19 protein-coding genes are annotated in these 21698 nt (G+C 64.9%); 8 read left to right on the top strand and 11 right to left on the bottom strand.

Annotation, left to right across the window (positions count from 1 at the left end; all coding sequences use genetic code 11):
* Positions 1 to 2: 2 nt before the first annotated feature.
* Together E3T50_RS03855 and E3T50_RS03850 are read right to left on the bottom strand one after the other, a co-directional pair.
* Positions 3 to 2732: a DEAD/DEAH box helicase gene (locus E3T50_RS03855; protein ID WP_134550669.1), complete on the bottom strand. Its 2730-nt coding sequence runs from the start codon at positions 2730 to 2732 to the stop codon at positions 3 to 5.
* Between the two features lie 4 nt (positions 2733 to 2736).
* On the bottom strand, positions 2737 to 4896 hold the full coding sequence (locus tag E3T50_RS03850) for a S9 family peptidase (protein ID WP_134550668.1): 2160 nt from the start codon (positions 4894 to 4896) through the stop codon (positions 2737 to 2739).
* Between the two features lie 191 nt (positions 4897 to 5087).
* On the opposite strand from E3T50_RS03850, the gene E3T50_RS03845 reads away from it, so the two are divergent.
* Positions 5088 to 6644, top strand: a complete 1557-nt coding sequence (locus E3T50_RS03845) for an HNH endonuclease signature motif containing protein (protein WP_134550667.1) — start codon at positions 5088 to 5090, stop codon at positions 6642 to 6644.
* 40 nt (positions 6645 to 6684) lie between these two features.
* On the opposite strand, the gene hutI is transcribed toward E3T50_RS03845, so the two are convergent.
* Genes hutI through E3T50_RS03825 form a run of 4 tightly spaced genes read right to left on the bottom strand, consistent with a single transcriptional unit; the run spans position 6685 to position 11564 of the window.
* Complete coding sequence (gene hutI / locus E3T50_RS03840) at positions 6685 to 7848, bottom strand: imidazolonepropionase (protein ID WP_134550666.1); 1164 nt, start codon at positions 7846 to 7848, stop codon at positions 6685 to 6687.
* Entirely contained in the window at positions 7845 to 9170 is a 1326-nt protein-coding gene (locus E3T50_RS03835; protein ID WP_241990749.1) for a formimidoylglutamate deiminase, read from the bottom strand. The genes hutI and E3T50_RS03835 overlap by 4 nt, the downstream gene beginning before the upstream one ends.
* A gap of 1 nt (position 9171) precedes the next feature.
* Positions 9172 to 10842 carry a urocanate hydratase gene (gene hutU, locus E3T50_RS03830; protein WP_134550664.1) on the bottom strand — a complete coding sequence of 557 codons (1671 nt, stop codon included), beginning with the start codon at positions 10840 to 10842 and terminating at the stop codon, positions 9172 to 9174.
* 38 nt (positions 10843 to 10880) lie between these two features.
* Positions 10881 to 11564 carry an IclR family transcriptional regulator gene (locus E3T50_RS03825; protein WP_134550663.1) on the bottom strand — a complete coding sequence of 228 codons (684 nt, stop codon included), beginning with the start codon at positions 11562 to 11564 and terminating at the stop codon, positions 10881 to 10883.
* Between the two features lie 242 nt (positions 11565 to 11806).
* Between E3T50_RS03825 and E3T50_RS03820 the strand changes: the two genes are divergently transcribed.
* Positions 11807 to 12079: a DUF2277 domain-containing protein gene (locus tag E3T50_RS03820; protein ID WP_134460171.1), complete on the top strand. Its 273-nt coding sequence runs from the start codon at positions 11807 to 11809 to the stop codon at positions 12077 to 12079.
* Here E3T50_RS03820 and E3T50_RS03815 read toward each other — a convergent pair.
* From E3T50_RS03815 to E3T50_RS16540, 3 genes are all read right to left on the bottom strand, one after another.
* On the bottom strand, positions 12076 to 12513 hold the full coding sequence (locus tag E3T50_RS03815; protein WP_134550662.1) for a hypothetical protein: 438 nt from the start codon (positions 12511 to 12513) through the stop codon (positions 12076 to 12078). The genes E3T50_RS03820 and E3T50_RS03815 overlap by 4 nt on opposite strands.
* A gap of 39 nt (positions 12514 to 12552) precedes the next feature.
* Complete coding sequence (locus tag E3T50_RS16125) at positions 12553 to 12702, bottom strand: hypothetical protein (RefSeq protein ID WP_166784195.1); 150 nt, start codon at positions 12700 to 12702, stop codon at positions 12553 to 12555.
* A 78-nt stretch (positions 12703 to 12780) separates the two neighbouring features.
* Positions 12781 to 13242, bottom strand: coding sequence for a hypothetical protein (locus E3T50_RS16540; RefSeq protein ID WP_420898709.1), 462 nt, complete (start codon positions 13240 to 13242; stop codon positions 12781 to 12783).
* Between the two features lie 35 nt (positions 13243 to 13277).
* Here E3T50_RS16540 and E3T50_RS03805 point away from each other — a divergent pair, with 35 nt between their 5' ends.
* The 5 genes from E3T50_RS03805 to E3T50_RS03790 all read left to right on the top strand — a co-directional run bounded on the left by E3T50_RS03805 (position 13278) and on the right by E3T50_RS03790 (position 18585).
* Complete coding sequence (locus E3T50_RS03805; RefSeq protein ID WP_134550661.1) at positions 13278 to 14114, top strand: alpha/beta fold hydrolase; 837 nt, start codon at positions 13278 to 13280, stop codon at positions 14112 to 14114.
* Between the two features lie 24 nt (positions 14115 to 14138).
* On the top strand, positions 14139 to 15335 hold the full coding sequence (locus tag E3T50_RS03800) for a threonine synthase (protein WP_134550660.1): 1197 nt from the start codon (positions 14139 to 14141) through the stop codon (positions 15333 to 15335).
* Positions 15336 to 15355: 20 nt separating this feature from the next.
* On the top strand, positions 15356 to 16585 hold the full coding sequence (locus E3T50_RS03795) for an MFS transporter (protein WP_134550659.1): 1230 nt from the start codon (positions 15356 to 15358) through the stop codon (positions 16583 to 16585).
* 66 nt (positions 16586 to 16651) lie between these two features.
* Entirely contained in the window at positions 16652 to 16801 is a 150-nt protein-coding gene (locus E3T50_RS16120) for a hypothetical protein (RefSeq protein ID WP_166783859.1), read from the top strand.
* Positions 16802 to 16968: 167 nt separating this feature from the next.
* Positions 16969 to 18585 carry an isocitrate lyase gene (locus tag E3T50_RS03790; RefSeq protein WP_134550658.1) on the top strand — a complete coding sequence of 539 codons (1617 nt, stop codon included), beginning with the start codon at positions 16969 to 16971 and terminating at the stop codon, positions 18583 to 18585.
* A 62-nt stretch (positions 18586 to 18647) separates the two neighbouring features.
* Here E3T50_RS03790 and E3T50_RS03785 read toward each other — a convergent pair whose 3' ends face one another.
* Entirely contained in the window at positions 18648 to 20168 is a 1521-nt protein-coding gene (locus E3T50_RS03785; RefSeq protein ID WP_134550657.1) for a SulP family inorganic anion transporter, read from the bottom strand.
* A 227-nt stretch (positions 20169 to 20395) separates the two neighbouring features.
* Here E3T50_RS03785 and E3T50_RS03780 point away from each other — a divergent pair, with 227 nt between their 5' ends.
* Complete coding sequence (locus E3T50_RS03780) at positions 20396 to 20758, top strand: MerR family transcriptional regulator (RefSeq protein WP_241990752.1); 363 nt, start codon at positions 20396 to 20398, stop codon at positions 20756 to 20758.
* Positions 20759 to 20778: 20 nt separating this feature from the next.
* Here E3T50_RS03780 and E3T50_RS03775 read toward each other — a convergent pair whose 3' ends face one another.
* A complete protein-coding gene (locus E3T50_RS03775; protein WP_134550656.1) occupies positions 20779 to 21669 on the bottom strand; it encodes a DUF808 domain-containing protein in 891 nt (296 codons plus the stop codon).
* Positions 21670 to 21698: the final 29 nt, after the last annotated feature.

Here is a 21698-nt window from a genome sequence, read left to right as displayed (position 1 = left end):
GATCAGGGCTCGAGCAGCCCGCGAATATCGTCGGCGGTCAGCGCACTGCTGAACATGGCGTCGTCGTCGAGCACCGCGGTGAACAACTGAGATTTCTGCTTCTGGAGCGCCACAACCTTCTCCTCGATGGTGCCGGTGGCGACCAGCCGGTAGACCATCACGTTGCGAGTCTGGCCGATGCGGTGGGTGCGGTCAACGGCCTGCGCCTCAGCCTGCGGGTTCCACCACGGGTCGAGCAGAAAGACATAGTCGGCTTCGGTCAGGTTGAGACCGAAGCCGCCGGCTTTGAGGCTGATCAGAAACACCGGTGCCACTCCGCTCTTGAACCGGTCGATCACCTCGCTGCGCCGCAGTGTCGACCCGTCGAGGTAGCAATACGGAACTCCCTGCGCGTCGAGCCGGGCAGCGGCGAGCTTCAAGAACGACGTGAACTGGCTGAAGATGAGCGCCTTGTGTCCCTCGGCGATGACATCGTCGAGCTGCTCAAACAGGGCGTCAAGCTTGCTCGAGCGCACACCCGCATACTTCTTGTCGACGAGTGAGGCATCGAGGCTCAGCAGCCGCAGCAGGGTGAGCGAACGAAAAATGATGAATCGGTTCTTGTCGAGCTCCTCGATCAAGCCGTAGAGCTTCTGCCGTTCCCTCTGCAGAAACGTATCGTAGAGCTTCTGGTGCGCCGGGTTCAGCGCGATCTGCAGCTCCTGCTCCTGCTTGGCCGGCAGGTCGCGGGCCACGACCTCCTTGGTGCGGCGCAAAATCAGCGGGCGGATGCGCCGCCGCAGCTTCGCGAGCCGCTCCGGGCTCGATCCGAGGGTCACCGGCCGCACGTAGTCCTCGATGAATTTGCGTGACGATGCAAACAGGCCCGGTGCGACGATGCTGAACAGCGACCACAGGTCCATCAGGTTGTTCTCCAGCGGAGTGCCAGTGATAGCCAGTTTGAACGGCGTGTTCAGCTCCTTCGCGCAGGCGTAGGCGCGGCTCGTGCGGTTCTTCACGAATTGCGCCTCATCGAGAATGAGGCCGGCCCAGGTCACCGCCTGGTACGCGTCGAAATCGAGACGGAACAATGCGTACGAGGTGACGAGTACGTCGACGTCGGCCGCGGCATCCGCTATGAGCCGGCGGCTCTTGGACTCGGTGGCCGTGAGTGTGCGCACTTGCAGTCCGGGCGTGAATCGGGTTGCCTCGTTCAGCCAGTTCGCCACCACGGATGTCGGTGCCACAACCAGGAATGGCCCTGGTAATGGAAATGTCAACGTCGACTCGGTCGCGTGCACCAGTGCCGCCAGGGTCTGCAGCGTCTTGCCGAGCCCCATATCGTCGGCGAGCACCCCGCCGAGCTGGTGCTTCCAGAGAAATGCGAGCCAGGCGAACCCCTCCTGTTGATATGGGCGGAGGATCGCCTGCACACCTGCAGGCAGCGGAACCGCGTCGATCCCGGCCAGGTCTTTGAGGCCTGCGGCGGCCGCCCGCCACGACGTGGCCGGCACGGTTTCATCGGCGAGATCCTCAAAATCGCTCCATAGGCTGGCCTGGTAGCGGCTGATGCGCAGGCCGGTCTCCCATTCCTGAAGTGCGCGGGCTTCGTTGATCAGTTCGTGCAGCTGCTCGAACTCGGGCTGTTCGAGCGAGAGAAAGCTGTTGTCGACCAGCTTCAGGCGGGTCTGGCCCTTCGCGAGGGCCTTGAACAGCGGCCCGAACGGCACGGTGATCGCGCCCACCGTGACGATGACGCCGAGGTCGAACCAGTCCCGCTGGTCGGTCTCCACCGTCGTGATCACGAGGTGCGGCACTTCGGTGCGTTCGAGATTATGGGGGAGGACCTCGGGAAAACGCACGGAGGCATCCAAGCTGGTGACCGCGACCGAGCGTTGCAAGGATGGGTAGACGGTCCCAAGAAACTCGGCCGTGTCGGCCGCGGGAACCGCTGCCGCATCGACCTGCCCGACCAGATGACGCTGCTCAGCGCTTAGCGGACCAGCCGTCGGCGCCAGGGTGAACACGGTCGGGGTGCCGAACCGCGCGCTGTAGACCCCGTGGCCCGCGATGATTCCGGCGGCCTCGAGCGGATGCCCGGTGTCGTCGATGTGCAGGCGAGCTTGCAATACCAGCGGGCCGGCAGCATCCGCCTGGGAGACGTCCAGGCTGATCTCAGCGAGCGACCCGACCCGCACGGAGACGTCTTTCTTGCTGCCGACGAAACCGATGCCGAGCTGCTCGGCCTCACGCAGAAGCGGCCAGAGCAGCGGGCTGGTGAAATTGTCGAGATAGATCCAGTCGGTTTCCTGGCTCGTGTAGACCTCGCGCACGGCCTTGTAGAGGGCGGCGAACTGGGAGATCCAACGGTGATGTTCGGGGTCGAGGTTGAACCGGTTCAACTGAAAGGTGAGGTGGCTCCACGTGACGTTGCTGCGCACCCAATTACCATTGGCATTCTGGATGACCGGCCGCACGCCGAGCCGAAAATCGCCGTGGCCGGCCGCGAGGGTCTTCACCGGTTTGGCGGTCGGCCCACGCCAGCGGTCGTTGGTGCGTGGAGTCTGCTCACGCAGCTCGAACTGCAGCCCCATCGGTACCTTCGGCCCGGTCGCTGACGGCCGGGGTTGGCCGAAATTGCCGATCCGTGGCAGAGCGGATGCGCCGTGCGGCGGTTCCCCCGGCAGTACCAGCCGCTTCCAGGCCGCGGTCCCGTCGGGCCCATTCGCCGGGGCACCCGCCGAATCCGTCATTCCCCTACTTGTCGCTCTCTGAGGCGTTCAGGCCGGCGGCGTCGAGCACCCAGGCGTAGTTGAACGCACGCTCGTGCCAAGCGCTGTACCGACCGGAGACCCCACCGTGGCCGGCCGACATTTCGGTCTTGAGCAGGGCGTCCGCGCCCACTTCGCGCAGCTTCGCCACCCACTTAGCCGGCTCGACATAGAGCACTCGGGTATCGTTCAAGCTGGTCACGGCCAAAATTGCCGGGTAGGTGACGGCGCGCACGTTCTCGACGGGGGAGTACGACTTCATGTAGGCATACACCGCGGCATCGTGCAGGGGATCGCCCCATTCGTCCCATTCGATCACGGTCAACGGCAGGGAGGGGTCGAGAATAGAGGTGAGCGCATCGACAAATGGAACCTCGGCGAGGATGCCGGAAAACAGCTCGGGCGCGAGGTTGGCGACGGCGCCCATCAGCAGCCCGCCGGCGCTTCCACCCTCGGCGACCAGCTGAGCCGGAGTGGTGAAGCCTGTATCGATCAAGTGCCGGGCGCAGGCCACGAAGTCGGTGAAGGTGTTGCGCTTAGTCGTGGTTTTTCCATTTTCGTACCAGGTGCGCCCCAGTTCGCCGCCGCCGCGCACGTGCGCGATGGCGAAGACCATACCGCGGTCGAGCAGGCTGAGCCGGGCGATGCCGAACCCGGGATCGATGCTGTGCTCGTACGATCCGTAGCCGTAGAGCAGGGTCGGTGCCGGTGCGCCGGGCGTGACGAGGTCGCGGCGATAGACCAGTGAGATCGGCACGCGGGTGCCGTCCTCGGCGGTGGCCCACTCGCGGCGCTGCTCGTAGCGGGCCGGGTCGTAGCCGCCGAGCACGGGCTGCTGCTTGAGCAGGCGCCTCTCGCCGGTTGCCACGACGAGGTCGTACACCGTCGAGGGGGTGACAAAGCTGGTGAATCCGAACCGGATGGTCGGTTGATACCATTCCGGATTGCCCGCCGAACCGACGGCGAACAATGGCTCGTCAAAGTCGAGCTCGGTGAGACCTTTCGCGTCGTGCCGGTCGATGGCGAGCCGCGTGAGGCCGTCTCGGCGGTACTCCACGACGAGAAAATCGGCGAAGGCGTCAACGCTTTCGAGGCGGATCTGCGGGTCGTGCGGCAGCAGCATCCGCTGCTCACCCTGCGGGTCTCGTGCTGCCACGCTGACCAGCTCGAAATTGATCGCACCACCGCCGTTGTGCACGATCAGCAGGCGGTCTTCTCCATCGATCACGGCATGCTCAACGTCGTATTCCGTATTGTCCTGCCGCGGCCAGACCACGGTGAAGTCCCCGGTCGGCTCGTTTGCGTCGAGCACCCAGGATTCGGTCGTGACACTCGAGCCGGCCTCGATCATGAGGAACCTGCGGCTGCGCGTGATGCCCACGCCTACCCAGAACCGTTCGTCGGGTTCGTGGAAGATGCTCATATCAGCGTCTGGCGCGGTGCCGATTTCATGCCGCCACACGGTGTCGGGGCGCCAGGCGTCGTCGACGGTCGTGTAGAAGAGGTAGCGACCGCTCGGGTCGAACAGGGCGCCAGCGCTCGTGTTCAAGATCGTGTCGGGCAGGTTTTCACCGGTCGCGATGGTGCGCACGCGGATCGTGTAGCGCTCGTCGCCCTCCACGTCGACCGCATAAAGCAACTGGGCGCCATCTTCGCTCAGGTCGAAGCTGCCGAGCGAGAAGAAGTCGTGGCCTTCGGCTTCGATGTTGTCGTCGAGCAGAATTTGCTCGCCGGGAAGGCCCGGACTGGTCGGGTCGGTGTCGCCGAGGATGGGGGCGACCCAGTCTTCGGGACCACTGATGGGCGCCCGGCAGTGGATGCCGTATTCCTGGCCCTCCACGGTGCGCGTGTAGTACCAAAAGCTGCCGCGACGCACCGGGACGCTCAGGTCGGTCTCCTGGGTGCGGTTCTTGATTTCGTCGAAGATCTGTTGCCGCAGCGATGCCTGGCCGGCGGTGCGGGCCTGTGTGTAACCGTTCTCGGCCTCAAGGTGGGCGAGGACCTCGGGGCTGTCCTTATCGCGCAACCATTCGTAGTCGTCAATGTAAACATCGTTGTGGTGAACGCGACGGTGCGGCTTCTTTGCGGCGAGGGGGGCGGCGAGCGGGGCGGCGGCGACGGGGGGAGTGATCGGGCCAGAGGTCATTTCTCCAGCGTAGTTTGTGAAGGCGACACTCCACACGCCCGTTCACCCTTGCTCTGGGTGTTTCGAATCAGCCGGTTGCCTGCTCTGTTGAATCGTAGACAACTCTTATAAGACATCATAGTTTGCCTGAGAATTTCTCGCCTTCGAGGGCGAATCGCGGTAGAATTGTGGGTGAAGGAGGCACCGCCGCCATGACCCTCACCGCCCCGCCCGCCGCAGCCGACTCTCTGCCGGAACCCGAGGTTTCCTGGGTGGCGGCGATTGCGCAAGCTGGTGCGATTCTGGCTGGGGCGTTAGATGGGGTGCGGTTTGGTCACCTCGACGACGCCGAAGCCATCGCGGTAATGGCGGCCTTGGAAGCTCTCGGTCGCAAGGTTGATGGGGCCAGGCTCCGAGCCACCACCGACATTGGTGCGCGTGCCGAGACCGACCTCGGCACCGGGTCGCTCGCCTACAGGAACGGATGCCGCAACCGGGTCGATTTCATCAGCCACCTCGCCGGCATCTCCGCCCGCGAAGCCAAACGCCGCCTCAAGCTGGGCGAGACCGCGGTGGAACGCACGCCGCTTGGCTTGCCGGTGCCTGCCCGGTATCCGGTCATTGCCGACGGCCTGATCAGTGGCGACCTCGGGCTGGAGTCGGCGGAGATCATCGCCACCACCCTCACCGGCCTGCACGGCCGGGTCGGGCAGGACGACCTTGACCGGGTCGAACGCGCCCTCGTCGCCTCGGCGACCGGCGCCATCACCCCAGAGACCGCCGGGCTACCCGGCGCGGGGATCCGTTTTGCGCCCGACCTGCTACAGGCCCAAGCCCTGGAATGGCAGGGCCGGCTCGATCCCGACGGCACCGCCCCCAACGACGACGCCGTCGAAGCGACAAGCACCCTCACGTTCGGGCTGCTGCGCAATGGGCTCTACCCGCTGCGCGCCGACGTCACCCCCGAACTCCGCGGCATCATGGACACCCTATTCGACACCTACCTGTCGGCACGGTCGACCACACCCAGGTTTCTGCCGACCGAACTGCTCAACGGCGAGCCTGGTGCTGGCACCGGCACCGGCACCGGCACCGGCACCGGCACCGGCACCGGCACTGAGCCGTTCAGTGACGAACCATTCACGGGCGACACCCGGTTCGACGGTGACCGCCGTACCGGCGGGGAGAAACGAGCTGACATCCTTCGCTCGATCTTTGAATCTGCCGCGCGCGACCCACAGACCCCGACCATGGGCGGCGCCGCGCCGACGGTGCTGGTGCACATCAACGCGGTCGACCTCGAACGCGGCCGCGGCGTCGGCTGGATCGACGGCATCGACGCCCCCCTCAGCTTCCGCCGCGTCAGCGAACTCATCTGCGCCGGCGGCTACCAACAAGTACTGCTCGGCCAGAACGGCAACGTGCTCTCCCTCGGCAACACCATCCGCTGCTTCACCCCCAAGCAACGCACCGCCATCGCCGCCCGCGACGAAGGCTGCATCATCCCCGGCTGCACCATCCCCGCCCGCTGGTGCGAAGTGCACCACGTCACCCCCTGGCAGCAAAACGGACCCACCAACATTGGTAACGGCACCCTTTTGTGCTGGTACCACCACCACACCATCGACACGAGTGGGTGGAAGATCCGCATGGTCCGAGGAAGACCCCAGATACAAGGACCACTCATCTGGGACCCCACCCAAACCTGGCGACCAGCCCGCACCCACCGCGCCAACACCCCCAGTGCTGATCCACCCTGGCGCACCTAGATTCAGATCGCAGTGAGCGTCGCGGGGATCGAGGTGGAGATCAATCCACGCGCACACCCGTGCGCCAAACCGCAGCGGTCAGCGGAACCCCGACGCGGTAGGCCAGGTGCGAAATCGACGGAGCATTCAGAACCTGCAGGTCGGCGCGGCCGCCGACAAACAGGGAGCCGACGGCATCCGCTCCCCGATCGCGGCCGAGGGACCGGGCAGCACCGCGCGTCGCGGCCCAGACGGCTTCGCCCACGCTCAGGCCCATCTGCAACACTGCGGTCGCCACGCACAATGGCATCGACGTTGTGTAGGAGGTGCCCGGATTGCAATTGGTCGCCAGAGCGATGACCACGCCGGCGTCGAGCAACTGTCGGGCTGGCGGAAAGGGCTGCCGGGTCGACAGATCGCAGGCCGGTAGCAGGGTGGCGACCGTCGTCCCGGCGGCCAGCGCATCGATGTCGACGGGCTCCAGGTAGTTGCAGTGGTCGACGCTCGCGGCGCCGAGCTCAACTGCCAGCCGCACGCCACCGCTGAAACCGAGTTGGTTGCCGTGCACCCGCAATCCCAGACCGGCGGCACGGCCGGCCAACAGTACCTCCCGGGCTTCTTCCACGTCGAACGCGCCCGTCTCGCAAAATGCGTCGATGAACTGCACATAGGGAAGCGCGGCAGTGAGCATCGGTCCGGTCACGAGGTCGATGTAGGCGCGACGATCCATGCCGGCGGGCACAATGTGGGCACCGAGAAAGGTCACGACATCGGCGACGTTGGCGGCAGCGCGCGCCGAACGCTCTTCGCTCGCCACATCGAGCCCATATCCGGTCTTCGTTTCGAGAAAGGTGGTGCCCTGGGTTTCTGCCTCGTGGCGCAGATTACGAGCTGTGGCCACGAGCTGCTCCTCGGGCGCTGCCCGTGTAGCCGCGACGGTCGTGTTGATGCCGCCAGCAGCGTAGGCCCGGCCAGCCATCCGGGCTTCGAACTCCGCCGAGCGGTCCCCGCCGAACACGAGGTGGGTGTGCGTGTCGACCCAGCCGGGTAGAACGGCGCGACCGTCAACATCCGTTCGACGATCGGCAGCGGGCGCCTGAGCGGCCGGGCCGATCCACAGGATTCGACCCTCGCCGATCACGAGGGCGGCGTCGTGCAGTCGTTCACTCGATTCATCCTGCGTGGTCAGTTCGCCGATTCCGGTGACCAGCTCGGTGCCGTTCATGTGCTGAGCCTATCGAGAGCGTCGGCCATCAGTGTTGCCGGCCAAGCACCGCCGACCAGCTGACCGCACTCGGCGACCAGGCGCCCGCCAACGACTACGCGCACCACGTCGGAAGCCGTTGCGGTCAGCGCAAGCTGCTCCGGCACAGACCCGATCGTGCGCACGCTGGTCGTGCTGATCTCGACAAGATCGCACGGGTCGCCCGGTTGCAGACGGTGACGTCCGAGCCCGAGGGCGGCGTAGCCCCCGGTCGATGCGCCGGTCAGCAATTCGGCGGGGGCGAAGCGACCACGTTTCTGCGAGGCGAGCCGCTCACCCATTTCGAGGCCGCGCATCTCCAGGAACGGATCGATAACCGCGTTCTGATCGGAACCGAGCGCAATCGGCGTACCTGCCGACGCCAGCGCGAGCGCCGGACCGATGCCGTCACCCAGGTCGGCCTCGGTGGTCGGGCACATGACAACGGTCACCCCGGCGTCACCGAGTAATTTTCTGTCGTCGTCCCTCACGTGCGTCGCGTGCACCACGCTCAGCCGCGGCGACAGAGCTCCCACTGTATGGAGCAGACCGGTCGGAGTCAGGCCGTACGCCGCCAGACAATCCTCGTTCTCCTGCGGCTGCTCCGATAGATGTATGTGTAAGGGAACCTCCGGCGGCAACCCGTGCAGCAGCTCACGCATCGCGTCGGGCGGAACGGCGCGTACCGAGTGCAGGGCGGCCCCGAGCGTCACGAGCTCGTCGCGGGCAAGCTGTGAACGCAGCGACTGCCACCGGGTCAGCCAGCCAGCCGCACTGCCGTCGCCAAAGGCTCGCTGCTCCGGCGCCAGGTCCCGACCGATCGAGCCCTGCAAATACACGGTGTCGAGCAGCAGCAGACGAATGCCGACCTGCCGTGCCGCCGCCGCGAGCGCCAGTTCCATCGCATGCTCGGTCTCATACGGCTCACCGCTGGGTCGGTGGTGCACGTAGTGAAACTCGCCAACGGCGGTGTAACCACTCACGAGCATCTCGGCGAAGACCGCCGTCGCCAGTGCCTGGTATCTCGACGGGTCCAGCTGCGCGGCAACCCGGAACATCCGCTCGCGCCAGAGCCAGAAATCGCCGTCCTCACCGTGAGTCTGGCCCCGCAGAGCGCGGTGAAAGGCGTGCGAGTGCGCGTTGCCAAAACCCGGCATCACCGTTCCCAAGCGGATGTCCGCAGCCTCCGCCGCGACCCCGCGCTGAACCCGAGCGATGCGCCCAGCCACGTCGACCTCAAGCCGCACCCCCGCGCTGGCTGTTCCGTCGATCAGCAGGGACGCGCACCAGTATCCGGCCGACACCTCAGTCTTCCCACATGGGCACGCGCAGACCGCGCTCGCGGGCCACCTCTTCGGCCCGCTCGTAGCCCGCATCGACGTGCCGCATGACCCCGGTGCCCGGATCGTTAGTGAGCACGCGTTCGATCTTTTCGGCGGCCAATGCGGTGCCGTCGGCGACGATGACCTGCCCGGCGTGGATGCTGCGGCCGATTCCCACACCGCCGCCGTGGTGAATTGAGACCCAGGTCGCGCCCGAGGCGGTATTGAGCAATGCGTTCAGCAGCGGCCAGTCGGCGATCGCGTCGGAACCGTCTTTCATGTCCTCGGTCTCGCGGTAGGGCGAGGCAACCGAGCCGGAGTCGAGGTGGTCGCGGCCGATCACGATTGGCGCACTGAGCTCGCCGGAGGCGACCATTTCGTTGAACCTGAGCCCGGCCAGGTGACGTTCCTGGTATCCGAGCCAGCAAATGCGGGCCGGCAGCCCTTCGAACTGCACCTTCTCTTCGGCCTTGGTGATCCAACGGTGCAGCTGTGTGTCGTGTGGAAACAGTTCCAGAATGGCTGTGTCGGTGGCCAGAATGTCGGCCGGGTCGCCCGAGAGCGCCACCCAGCGGAACGGGCCCTTGCCCTCGGCGAACAGTGGTCGAATATAGGCGGGCACAAATCCGGGAAACGCGAATGCCCGATCGTAGCCGCCGAGCTTCGCCTCGGCGCGAATGGAGTTGCCGTAGTCGAAGACCTCAGCGCCGGCATCCTGGAATTCGACCATGGCCTGCACCTGCTTGGCCATCGCGGCCCGGGCCCGCACAGTGAACTCTTCGGGATTCTCAGCCGCATAAGCGTGCCACTGTTCGACGCTGACACCCTCGGGCAGATAGGACAGCGGGTCGTGCGCGCTGGTCTGGTCGGTGACGATGTCGATCGGCACCCGGCGGGCCAGCAACTCGGCGAACACGGTCGCGGCATTGCCGACCAGGCCCACCGAGAGGGCGCGGCGTTCTGACTTGGCGGCGAGCACCCGGTCGATCGCCTCGTCGATATCATCGGTCATCTGATCGAGATAGCCGTGGTCGACCCGGCGGTGCAGTCGCGCCGGGTCAACGTCGACAATGAGCACGACACCGTCATTCATGGTGACGGCGAGCGGCTGCGCGCCGCCCATACCGCCCGCGCCGCCGGTCAACGTGAGAGTGCCGGCCAGAGTGCCGTTGAACCGTTTGGTGGCGACCGCGCCGAAGGTCTCGTAGGTGCCCTGCAAAATGCCCTGGGTGCCGATATAGATCCACGATCCGGCGGTCATCTGCCCGTACATGGTGAGCCCGAGGTGCTCGAGCCGGCGAAACTCGGGCCAGGTCGCCCAATCGCCGACGAGGTTGGAGTTGGCGATGAGTACGCGCGGCGCCCACTCGTGGGTGCGAAAGACGCCGACCGGTTTGCCGGACTGCACGAGCAGGGTTTCATCTTTCTCCAACGTTTCCAGGGTGCGTACGATCGCGTCGTAGCACTCCCAGTTGCGGGCGGCCTTGCCGGTGCCGCCATAGACGACGAGGTCGTCGGGGCGCTCGGCGACCTCCGGGTCGAGGTTGTTCATGAGCATGCGCAGTGGCCCCTCGGTCTGCCAGCTCTTCGCGGTGAGTTCGGTGCCGCGGGCGGCGCGAACGGGGCGTGCGGTGTGGGTGCTCGTGGTCGTCATGCGTGTTCTCCCTCGAATGCTGCTCCTGCAGTGAATGATTACGAGACGGATGCGGCGGCGCGATACAGCGCACGGCTTTCCGCGAGCAGAACCTGCGCCATCTGCTTGACGCTGTGGGGTGTGACGCGGTAGCTCGGAACGACCACGCTTAGGGCTCCGACCACGTGGTCACCGACCAGGATCGGCACGGCGATGGCGGTCACGTCCTGCTCGACGCCGTCGCTGATGACGCAGTATCCGCTCACGTCGGTCGCGCCGTCGAGCGCCCGGCCCGATGCGCTCGACTGCGCCGGAAACCGGCGGCCAACCCAGTTTGCGTGCCGCACGGAGTGGGTTCCCTCGACGATGGCAATGTAGAGGCCTTGGCGCCCGGGGGCCGGAACGCTCAGATAGGCGGATTCTCCGGTCTGTTCGACCACGCGATTCATGGGTTCGCGGCAGAGCGCGACGAGCGATTCGTGGCTGAGCGCGAGCACGCCGAGCTGCACGATGGCCACGCCCGGGCGATAGGCTCCCGTGTCATCTCGACGCACGAAGGACGTGGATTCGAGCGTGCGCAACAGCCGCAGCGCGGTACTCGGCGACAGGTCGGCGGCTTTGGCCGCGTCGCCGAGGGTGACCGAGCCGCGCTCGCAGACCACGCTCAGCAGGGTCAGGGCGCGTTCCGCAGTGCGGGTGGTGCTGTCGGCCTTGCGTGACACCACAACCTGGGCACTCTGCATGGGCGCACCCTCCTCGTGCGCTCAGTAAAACACTGATGTCACTAGATGGCAAGACCTTTGACGACCGTCGCGTCCAACTCGTCAGCCCACAGGATACGGGCGCGCGCAGCCGTGCGGTGATATCAACCGGGGTGAGGTCGGCAGTGCGTGCGGGCATGGAAGTCTCCTGACGAAGCCGGCGGAGCAGAGGCACCCTACGCCCGGGTCTTGAAGGGTGGGCGTGCCGTGATTACCCTGAAAGCATGTGCCGAAATATTCATGTCCTACATAATTTTGAGCCCGCCGCGACCGAGGACGAGGTGCACGCGGCCGCGCTGCAATACGTGCGCAAGATCAGTGGCTCGACGCGCCCGTCAAAGACGAACGAGGAGGCGTTCGATCGTGCGGTGCAGGAGATCGCGCACATCTCGCGGCATCTGCTTGAGGACCTCGTCAGCACCGCGCCGCCCAAAAACCGTGAGGTCGAGGCCGACAAGGCTAAAGCGCGCTCGCAGAAGCGGTTCGCGGCCGCCTAGCGGCTTTGCCATTCCGCAAAATGCACCATAACGGCCGCCACGACGGCGGCTGCCACACCGAAAACCAGACCGAATGCGATGGTGATGCCGGTGTATGCCCCGTCGTCCAGCATGGACAGCAGCACGGCAACCACGACCGACAGCAGCACCACGCCGGCACTCGCACCGAATGCGGCCAGAGTCGTGCGCATGCGCGGCGATTTCACGAGGTGTCGATCGAACATCGCGATGGTAGCGAGGCCGCCAAGCAGCGCGGCTGCCGCTATGACGAAGCCGACGACGCCGTAATTCGCCATGGATAGCACAACGAACCAGAACCGAAAGTCGGTTTCTCCGCTCCCGCCGTCGGTCATCACGACCGCCACGACCGCCGCGAGGAGAAACCCCACGATCGGTGCGAACACGGCGATGCGCCAATACCGCCTGATTACCATGTGCCCACCCTACGGGGTGGCCGGGTTTCAGGCGGTCTTCTAGCCCTCGGCCTGGGCGCTCGGCAGCGGATGCTCCACCGGCTGTGGCCGGGGGCGCGCTGTGCCGGTGCGCGCACCAGACGACTTCGCGAGGCGCCGATCGATGCAGCCGACCACGGTGATGCCGGTCATGACGATAAGCCCGAACACGGTCAGCATCCGTGTACAGAGGCAATACGACTGTGTCGCCCAAAAAGTGTCGGAGACCTACTGGGCGTCCTGGTAACTCTAGATCGTTTCGCGGATGCCATCAGCGAAGAGGTAGATCTCGTCAAGACTGTCGATGGGGTGGCGCGTCTCGATCTCAGTTTCACGCGCGAGATCGCCCTCAACGATGTCGTGGCTGTTGATGACATTGCCCGCGGACTCTGCCGCAGCGCCCGAAAAGTTTGAACCGCCCAGTGCCGTTTTTAACCGGTCGTTGACTTGATCATTCAGAAACTGCTTCGTCGACTTTGTTACCAATGATGTGAACTGCTCACGGACCTTCTGAGTAAAGGCCCCTTCGTAAACTCGCGTCGTGAAGAAACGAATCCAGTCGTCTTCAGGCTCTGTGAACTGTGCCGCGATGGTTCGCTTGATCTGACCAATGTGCTTGAGCTCCTCAGCAGAGTTGATGATGGAGTCGAGGTCAAACACCTCCTTCGTCAGCTTCCTCAATTCAGGAATCAACGTTTCGTCAATGTCCATCAAACCTTTGCAACAAATGGTCCTACGCTGATCGAATGGTGTCTACGCAGAATCTGCTCCTGCCCGACGGTCGCACGTTGCGGGTGCACGACAGCGCCGACTCGCACAGCCATGCCTTCACTGTGCTCTGGCACCACGGCTCGCCCCAAACCGGGGCTCTGCTCGAACCGTTGCTGGCGGCAGCGGCCGCACGGGGCATCCGTCTACTGTCGTACGGGAGACCCGGCTACGGCGGGTCGACCAGGCTGCTGGGTCGCACCGTGGCATCGGCCGCCGCCGATGTGGCGCAGCTCGCCGAGCAGCTCAACCTCGACCGTTTCGCGGTGATGGGGGCATCGGGCGGGGGACCGCACGCACTGACCTGCGCCGCCCTGCTGCCGGAGCGGGTGTCGGCCACGGCGTGCCTGGCGAGCCTGGCACCTTCAGATGCCGATGGCCTCGACTGGTTCGACGGGATGGCATCGGATGGTGCTTCCTTGCGCGCAGCGCTGCTCGGCCGCGACGCCCGCGACGAGTATGAGCAGACGGCCGAATTCGACCCGGAGAGCTTTATCGACCGCGACTATGCGGCCCTCGCGGGCAGCTGGGCCTGCCTCGAAACAGATGTCGGCCTGGCGGCGGCCGATGGAACCGATGGCCTGATCGACGACGACCTCGCCTTCGTGCTGCCGTGGGAATTCAGCGTTGGCGACATCGATACCCCGGTGCTCTATGTGCAGGGCGGCCGCGACCGCGTTGTACCGCCAGCGCACGCGACCTGGCTGGTGCAGAACACGTCCGAGGCAGAGTTATGGCTGCGACCTCGCGACGGCCACATTGCCGTTCTGAATGCCTGCGCCGTCGCGATGGATTGGCTGCGAGAGCACTCCTGAGTGCCCGGCCGATAGTCTGAAGCGATGATCGACCTCGTCTGCTCCGAGTGCGCCGCAACCTACCCGGTCGAGAGCCTGGTCTGGCAGTGCACCTGTGGCGGCCTTCTCGACGTGGCCGCGTTTGCCACCGAAGTGGATGCCGCGGCCCTTCCCGGCCGCGCTCCCTCACTCTGGCGCTATGCCGAGGCGTTGCCGATCGCCGTCGACCCCACAATCACGCTGGGGGAGGGCCTGTCGCCGCTCGCGCCCTCCCGCGCACTGCCGCACGCGCAACTCAAACTCGATTTTCTGCTGCCGACGCTCTCGTTCAAAGACCGCGGCGCCGTAGTGCTCGCGACTCTCGCCAAACGGCTGGGCGTTCGTCGGGCCCTGGTCGACAGCAGCGGAAATGCCGGCACGGCGATGGCCGCCTATTTCGGGCGGGCCGGCATACATTGCACGGTGTACGTTCCCGAGTCCACCTCGCCCGGCAAGCTCGCGCAGATGCGCGCGCACGGCGCAACGGTCGAACGGGTAGCCGGTTCACGGGCAGACACCGCCGAAGCGGCCCGGCAGGCGGCAAACAGCGATGGCGTCATGTTTGCGAGCCATGTCTACCATCCGTACTTTCTGCACGGCGTGAAAACCTACGGCTATGAGATCTGGGAGCAGCGCGGGCGCTCACTGCCGGAGACGGTCGTGGTTCCGGTCGGCAACGGCACCATGGTGCTCGGCTGTTACCTCGCCTTCAGCGAGCTCGTCGCCGCGGGGCTGGCCGAGAGGATGCCGCGGATCATCGCAGTACAGGCATCCGCTTGTTCACCGCTCGAACAGGCCATGGCGCAGGGACTCGACGTACCTGTGGCCATCGACGGCCGCGCCACGATTGCCGAGGGCATCGCCATCGCGGCGCCGCCGCGGGGAAAACAAATTCTGCGTGCTGTGCGCGCCACCGGTGGCACCATCATTGCCGTCACCGACCGGCAAACAGCCGCCGCACGCCGGGAACTCGGCGGCGAAGGACTCTTCGTCGAGCCGACCTCGGCGGTGTGTTACGCCGCTGTGCGAGCCGCCGTCGACCAGACTTTCGACGCCGCCAGCCCCACTTGGGCGGTCGCCGCGAGCCTGCTCACGGCCGGATCGGTGGTCGTGCCCCTGTGCGGTGCCGGCCTGAAATCACCCGGCGACACCATACCGGTGCCGTCGACGCGGTCGCGTCCGTCCCGCTTCGAACAGATTTGACGCGCCGCTAGGGTTTACAGATGTCGTTGGGTCGGGGATTCACGCCGCTGTGGGCCGGCAGTGCCGCCGGCAACCTGAGCGACGGCCTGGTTTTCGTGGCGATTCCGCTGCTGGCCACGTCGCTGACGTCGAATGCCCTGCTCATCGCGGGTCTCGCCGTTGTGTACTCGGCGGTGCGCTTGCTCGTGGTGGTCCCCGTTGGTGTCTACGTGGATCGCTTTGATCGTCGAACGATGCTGTGGCTGGCGAACCTCCTGCGAGCGGCCCTCCTGATAGTGACGTCCGTGCTATTCGCGGTCGGTCTGGGTTCGCTCCCGCTTCTGTATATCGCGCTCGCCGGGATCGGAGTGCTGGAAGCTGCGGCAGACAACGCGGCTCTGTCGATCCTGCCCTCGCTGGTGCCAATCCATCAGCTCGACCGGGCGAACAGCCGGATTTCCGCAGCTCAGCTCATCGCGGATGAATTCGTCGGCCCGCCGCTTGGAGGTCTTCTCTTCGCCCTCGGCCTGGCGCTTCCCGTGCTGGCCGCTGGCAGTCTCTATCTGGCGGCCGGATTGTTCTTCCTTGCTTTGCCTCGCCTACGAGTGGCCAGGGTCGTTACCAAGCCGAGCCGGTCCGTCTTCCGTGAGGCCGTCGCGGGCGCACGATGGTTGCGCGGGCACCGCCTGTTGAACGGCCTCGCCGTCGTGGGCGGGCTGGCGAGCGTTGCCTACATGATGCCATTTTCTGTCTTGGTGCTCTTCTCCCAGAAGACACTGGGGCTCGACTCAGCTGGATATGGCCTGATCCTGGCGATTTCCGCGTTGGGTGGTCTGGTCGGCTCCGCCATCACTGTCCCACTGCGATCGCGGATCGGATACGGCTGGACCATCACCGCAAGTCTTGTCCTCGGGAGCGCGGCAATGCTGGCGCTGGCGTTCGTGCGTGCGCCGTGGGTCGCCGCTGCCCTGTTGGCGGCCTACATTCTGCACGCCGTTGTATGGGGAATCTGCGTGAGTTCGCTCCGTCAACGCCTCGTGCCAGACGCCCTCCGCGGACGAGTGAACGCTCCCGCCCGGGTGCTCAGCCTCACCGGGTTGACCCTGGGAGCGCTGCTGGGCGGCATCCTGGCGGCGTCCTACTCCTTGTCCGCGCCCTTCCTGGCCAGCGGCGCCCTCTTCCTCGGCTGTGCCGTGGTCGTCTGGTACCTCTTTCGAGCCGATCATGGTCTCATCCCTACAGCGGATGCCGACGGCCCAGACCGACCGTGATGCCAGACCGACCGTGATGCCAGACCGACCGTGATGCCAGACCGACCGTGATGCCAGACTGGGGGAATGCCAGACACTGACGATGACCTCACCTGCCCCGCGTGCGGCGCCGAGATGATCACGGACGGCGTCGATACCGCCGACGGCCTGGAATCCTGCCATCGGTGCCGCCGCTGCGGGCTGGTCATCGTCGTGCCGGGCCTCTGGCCGGAATAGACGCATTCTCCCGCATAACTTTTCAATTGCAGAAGAAGTGCACTTCTTCTGCGCAATTTTCCTGAGAAGACTGGTTGTTCTTGCGCCAATCTGGACTTAGTAGCCGATAGCGGCCTGCCGGGCCAGAAGTCCCGGCTGAGCCCACCCCACACGTCGAAGGAAAGAACATGACTGTCTACCAGAAAGACATCGAAGCCATCGAAGCGCTCAAGCAGCAGGTTGGAAGCAGCTGGGACGCCATCAACCCCGAGTCTGTCGCCCGAATGCGGGCCCAGAACCGGTTCAAGACCGGCCTCGAGATCGCGCAATACACCGCGGACATCATGCGCCAGGACATGGGGGAGTACGACGCTGATTCCTCCATCTACACCCAGTCGTTGGGCGTCTGGCACGGTTTTATCGGCCAACAGAAGATGATCTCGATCAAGAAGCACCTCAAGACGACCAACAAGCGCTACCTGTACCTGTCCGGCTGGATGGTTGCCGCGCTGCGCAGCGAGTTCGGTCCGCTCCCCGACCAGTCCATGCACGAGAAGACGGCCGTCCCCGCGCTCGTCGAGGAGCTCTACACCTTCCTTCGCCAGGCCGATGCCCGCGAGCTCGACCTGCTCTTCACCGCTCTGGACAACGCCCGCATCGTCGGAGACGACAAGAAGATCACCAGCCTCCTGGCACAGATCGACGCCTTCGAGACCCACGTCGTGCCGATCATTGCTGACATCGATGCCGGTTTCGGTAACCCCGAAGCCACATACCTCCTGGCCAAGAAGATGATCGAGGCCGGCGCCTGCGCCATCCAGATCGAGAACCAGGTCTCCGACGAGAAGCAGTGCGGCCATCAGGACGGCAAGGTCACGGTTCCTCACGAAGACTTCATCGCCAAGATCAATGCCGTTCGTTACGCGTTCCTCGAGCTCGGCATCGAAAACGGCATCATCGTGTCCCGCACCGACTCGCTCGGTGCCGGCCTCACGCAGAAGCTCGCTGTGACCAACCAGCCCGGAGACCTGGGCGACCAGTACAACTCCTTCCTCGACGTCGATGAGATCACCGAGGCCGACCTCGGCAATGGCGATGTCGTCATCAAGCGGGACGGCAAGCTGCTGCGCCCGAAGCGGCTGGCCAGCAACCTCTTCCAGTTCCGCCAGGGAACCGGCGAGGCCCGCTGCGTGCTCGACAGCATCACCTCGCTGCAGAACGGCGCTGACCTGCTCTGGATCGAGACCGAGAAGCCGCACATCGGCCAGATCGCCGGCATGATGAACGAGGTTCGCAAGGCCATCCCGAACGCCAAGCTGGTCTACAACAACAGCCCGTCGTTCAACTGGACCCTCAACTTTCGCCAGCAGATGTTCGACGCGATGGTCGAAGAGGGCAAAGACGTCTCGGCCTACGACCGTGCCAAGCTCATGAGCGTCGTCTACGACGAGACCGAGCTGGCGCAGCGTGCCGACGAGAAGATCCGCACCTTCCAGCGCGACGCGTCGGCCGAGGCCGGTATCTTCCACCACCTGATCACCCTGCCGACCTACCACACGGCCGCACTCTCAACGGATGACCTGGCCAAGGGCTATTTCGCCGACCAGGGCATGCTCGCGTACGTCAAGGGCGTGCAGCGTCGCGAGATCCGCGAGGGAATCGCCACGGTCAAGCACCAGAACATGTCTGGATCCGACCTGGGTGACAACCACAAGGAATACTTCGCTGGTGAGGCCGCGCTGAAGGCTGGCGGCAAGAACAACACGATGAACCAGTTCGAGGAACCGGTTCTGAGCAGCCACTGACTCCAACGGAGTGCGTAACGAAGAAGCCCCGGTCAGTGGACTGGGGCTTCTTCGTTTGTGTGCTACTGGCCGCCGCCGAGGTGGCCGGCGAGGCGGTTGTGAAGCTCGTGGCTGGCCTCGTTGAGGCCTTCGATGACGACGTGCTTGTCGTGCTGCTGGTACCTGTAGGTGATGGCGTCGAGCGTGGCTACGGTCGAGGCATCCCAGATGTGCGAGGCCGAGAGGTCGATGACAATGTGGTCCGGGTCGTCGGCGTACTCGAACTGGGTCATCAGGTCGTTGCTCGAGGCGAAGAACAGGGCCCCGGTTACCGTGTAATAGGCGGTCGGTACGGGCTGTTCGAGTTCGACGGTGCGTTCCACCCTGGCGAGGTGGGCGACGCGGCGCGCGAACGCGACCATCGCCACGATCACGCCCGCGACGACGCCGATGGCCAGGTTGTGGGTGAGGACGATGACGATGACCGTGGCGATCATGACGGTGGTCTCGCTCTTGGGCATCCGCTTGAGAGTTGACAAGCGGATGCTGTGCCAATCGAAGGTCAGATACGACACGATGATCATCACGGCCACCAGGGCGGCCATGGGCACGACGGCGAGCACGTCGCCGAGGCCGAGTACCAGAACGAGCAGGAAGATGCCGGCGAGGAAGGTGGAGATGCGGGTGCGGGCGCCGGAGGCTTTGACGTTGATCATGGTCTGGCCGATCATGGCGCAGCCTCCCATGCCGCCGAACAGGCCGGAGAGCACGTTGGCAACGCCCTGACCCCAGGTTTCGCGGGTCTTGTTGGAGTGGGTGTCGGTGATCTCGTCGACGAACTTCGCGGTCATGAGCGACTCGAGGATGCCGACCAGGGCCATGCCGAGGGCGTAGGGGGCGATGATGCTGAACGTCTCCCAGCTGAGCGGAATGTTCGGGAGGAACAGCTCAGGCAGGCTCGTGGGCAGCTCGCCCTGGTCGCCGATGGTGGGCACGTTGATGGCGATGACGACGGTCGCCACGGTGAGCACGACGATCGCCACGAGCGGCGCGGGAACCACCTTGGTGACGCGGGGCATGACGACCATGATGATCAGACCCGCCGCGACGAGCGGGTAGACCAGAAAGGGTACGCCGAGCAGTTGCGGCAGCTGTGCGCCGAAAATCAGGATGGCGAGGGCGTTGACGAAGCCGACCATGACGCTGCGGGGGATGAATCGCATGAGCTTGGCGACCCCCACCAGGCTGAGCACGATTTGAAACACACCGGCGAGGATGACCGTGGCGATGAAGTATTCCATGCCGTAGTCGCGGGCGACGGGGGCGATGACGAGGGCGACGGCGCCGGTGGCGGCGGTGATCATGGCGGGGCGTCCGCCGACGAAGGCGATGGTGACGGCCATGACGAATGAGGAGAACAGGCCAACGCGCGGGTCGACGCCGGCGATGATCGAAAAGGCGATCGCCTCGGGAATGAGGGCCATGGCCACGACGAGGCCGGCGAGGACCTCGCGGGTGAGCAGGCGGGGCGTGCGCAAAGCGGTGAGGACGGAGGGTTCCGCCCGGTAACGGTTGGGCGCGGTGGATTTGTGAATAATGGCCATGAGGCCTCCAGAAGCTGGGCCGGCTGTGCGGCCGAAATGGATACAGAGAGTTTGGATGGGCGCCGCGGTGCGCACCTCCACCGGTCATCGAGGACAATGGTGGGAGAGTGGGCTCACAGATGAAGGTCAGCCGACTCCTGCAACACTACCCTAACGTAAGGGTTGATTGCGACTCCAGGGAAAGAGGTCTTCCGGTGACATCAAGCGCGACAGGGTCCGCGGTCACGATGCACATCGGCGAGCTCGCGGAGAAAACCGGGCTGTCGCTGCGCACCATTCGCCACTACGACGAGGTCGGCCTGCTGAAGGCATCCGCTCGTACCGAAGGCGGATTTCGCCTGTACACGCAGGAAGATCATTCTCGGCTGATGGTGATTCGACGGATGAAGCCGCTCGGATTCTCCCTCGACGAGATGATGGCGTTGTTGAAGGTCATCGACACGATGCAGGGTGGCGTGGCCGGCTCGAACAATACGAGTGTGCGCGCGGAGCTTGACGCGTTCGTCGCCGAGGCAGTGGAGCGTCGTCAAAAACTGCAGGACCAGCTGGCAATGGCGGACGAGTTTCTGGAGTTGCTGCGCATGCAATAGCAGCCCGACATTTCGCCGATCTATGCCACGCCGGCTGGCCGCTTCCGCTTGAGCAGGCGCGATACTGCGAGAATAATCGCGATTACAACCAGGCCTAGAATGAGCCCGAACACGGCCGACATCGCAGTGTCGGTGACCCAGACGAAGACAGGTCCGGCCGATTCTATGGCGTTCGTCACGGCGTGCAGCACGTCGTAGGGACCGTGCCAGAACGTGTCGGCCAGGTTGGCGATCACCAGGTGGCCGCCAACCCACAGCATGGCGACCGTTCCGATGATGCCGATCACACGGAACACGGTGGGCATTGCCTGCACAATGCTTGCGCCGATGCGTCGCACCCGTCGTGCTGCGTTCTCCATCAGTGCCAATCCGACATCGTCGATCTTGACCAGCAGCGCGACCGCGCCGTAGACGAGCACTGTCATGCCGAGGCCGATCACGACCAAAGCGCCGAGCGTCATCCAGATCCCAAAATCGGGATCGAGGCCCGCCAGCGCGATCAGCATGATCTCTGTGCTGAGGATGAGATCGGTACGAATAGCGCCGAAGATCAGCTTCTTCTCATCCCGCGATTCGGTTTCGTCGGTGGCGTGATGTGCGCCGAACCATTCCGTGACTTTCTCCGCACCCTCGAAGCACAGATAGGTCCCGCCGAGGATCAGCAGCCACGGCAAGACCCACGGCGCGAATGCGGAAAGCAATAGTGCCAGCGGGATGATGATGATGAACTTGTTGAACAGACTGCCCAGGGCGATCCGCCAGACGACGTGGAGCTCGCGCGCCGGTGAGAGCCCCTGAACGTATTGCGGGGTGACGGCCGCGTCGTCGATCACAACGCCGGCGGTCTTGGCACTGGCCTTGAGGGCGGCGGTGAGTATGTCATCGACCACGGCGAGCAAGCCGACCGACATCTAGTTCTCCTCGGTTTGGGGCGTCCTTC

Origin of the sequence: Cryobacterium gelidum, assembly GCF_004403985.1 — a bacterium.
GTDB lineage: Bacteria > Actinomycetota > Actinomycetes > Actinomycetales > Microbacteriaceae > Cryobacterium > Cryobacterium gelidum.
Note: the sequence above shows the minus strand (reverse complement) of the source record. Positions and strands in the feature narration are given on the sequence as shown.